This is a genomic window from Nioella ostreopsis (genome assembly GCF_004000255.1).
Lineage (GTDB): Bacteria > Pseudomonadota > Alphaproteobacteria > Rhodobacterales > Rhodobacteraceae > Nioella > Nioella ostreopsis.
This window is the reverse complement of the sequence record NZ_RCIQ01000069.1, coordinates 1-1,584: the sequence shown is the minus strand read 5'-3', so window position 1 is coordinate 1,584 and position 1,584 is coordinate 1. Positions and strand designations below refer to the sequence as shown.

The 1,584-nt window shown below is 65.7% G+C and carries 2 protein-coding genes; one reads left to right on the top strand and one right to left on the bottom strand.

Annotated features, from left to right (window positions below; translation table 11 throughout):
• Positions 1–143: 143 nt before the first annotated feature.
• Entirely contained in the window at positions 144–743 is a 600-nt protein-coding gene (locus EP237_RS22825) for a TetR/AcrR family transcriptional regulator (RefSeq protein ID WP_127563105.1), read from the bottom strand.
• Positions 744–817: 74 nt separating this feature from the next.
• On the opposite strand from EP237_RS22825, the gene EP237_RS22820 reads away from it, so the two are divergent.
• A complete protein-coding gene (locus EP237_RS22820; RefSeq protein WP_127563104.1) occupies positions 818–1,447 on the top strand; it encodes an NAD(P)-dependent oxidoreductase in 630 nt (209 codons plus the stop codon).
• Positions 1,448–1,584: the final 137 nt, after the last annotated feature.

Below are 1,584 nucleotides of genomic sequence, written 5' to 3'. Positions count from 1 at the left end.
TCTGTCCTTTCGGGCATCTTGCCTTTTGATCCTGGACCCGGTTCGGGATTGTCCCGGTCGCCCAATCTCTTCCGCGTCGGGCGGGCAGGGCGCAACGCAAGACAGGGCCCGCCGGCACATAAGGGCCGATCGGTTGCGCCCGGTCAGGAGGTGGGATCGGGGCGGATCAGGGCCGCGCGGCTCAACCTGTCGATCTCGGCGATGTAATCGGACTGGCTCCAGCCATGAGCCTGGCACAGGCCCTCCCAGATCGGCACCGACAGGAGGGTGGCCAGAAGGTCCGTGGCCCGGTCTTCGTCGAGATGGGCGACGAGATCCCCGTCGCGGGCCAGCATCGCCACGGCAGATGCACAGCCGTGCCGCACGGCGCCGAGCCGGTCCTGCCACGCGGTGCGCGCTTCCTCGTCGCCGGGGCCGAGCGCGATCAGGGCCGTCGCCACACCGTAGATCTCGGGGATGTAGTTGCCCCAGGCCTCGACAAAGGCCGTAAGGCGCGCGCGGCCCGTCTGCGCGGCGCGGCTGGCGGCGAGCCGGTCGTCGATCTTCTTGACCTCGTCGATATGGCGGGTGGTGGCGATCAGCAGTTCGGCCCGGTTCGGAAAATGCAGGTAGAGCGCCTGCCGGCTGATCCCCGCCACCTTGGCGATATCGGACATCCGTACGCGCGACCCACCCCCGGAATCGAGCAGGGACCAGGTGGCCTTGAGAATGCGGGTGCGGGTGGGATTCTTTTCACTTGACATGATGTAAAGTTGCATGTGATTGACACGGTGTCAACTTGACATGGTGTCAAGTAAGAAATCGAAAGGACAAAAACATGAAAGTCACTGTTTTCGGAGCAACCGGGTCTGTCGGGCGTCTGGCTGTCGAGCGGTTCCTGGCCGCCGGTCACGAGGTACGCGCCTTTGCCCGCGATCCGCGCAAACTGGCGCTGTCGCATCCTGCGTTGACACTGGTGGCGGGTGACGCCCGTGACGCGTCTGCGGTTGCCGCCGCCCTTCGCGGGCAGGACGCGGTCGTCATCACCGTCGGCGCGGGGATGTCGCGCAAGAGCCGCGTCCGGTCCGAGGCGACCATGACCGTGATTCAGGCGATGCAGGCCGAGGGCGTATCGCGGCTGATCTGCCAGTCCACGCTCGGCGCGCATGAAAGCTGGTCGAACCTGAATTTCTGGTGGAAGCGCGTGATGTTCGGCGCTTTGTTGCGGCCGGTCTTCATGGACCATGAGCTGCAAGAACAGCTTGTGCGTGCCAGCGGGCTTGACTGGACCATCGTGCGTCCCGGCGCCTTCACAGATGGTCCCGCGACCGGTGGTTACCGCGAAGGCTTCGCCCCCTCGGAACGGCGGCTGTCACTGAAGATCACGCGCGCCGATGTGGCGGAGTTCCTGCGGCGGCAATTGACCGAGACGCGCTATCTGCACCGCGCGGTCGGGATTTCGAACTGACTCCCGTGGCCCGCGATGCCGGTGCAGAGGAAAACGGCGCCCGCGACAAGGGTCGGGGCGCCGTTGACAAATCCGTAGACGGGAACGGGGTCAGCCCGCCTTTTCCAGTTCGAACGCGTCGTGGAGCGCCTGAACGG

Bases quoted from the DNA above. Each gene is read 5' to 3' on its own strand.
- EP237_RS22825 (WP_127563105.1), bottom strand. From the start codon at position 743: ATGTCAAGTGAAAAGAATCCCACCCGCACCCGCATTCTCAAGGCCACC.
- EP237_RS22820 (WP_127563104.1), top strand. From the start codon at position 818: ATGAAAGTCACTGTTTTCGGAGCAACCGGGTCTGTCGGGCGTCTGGCT.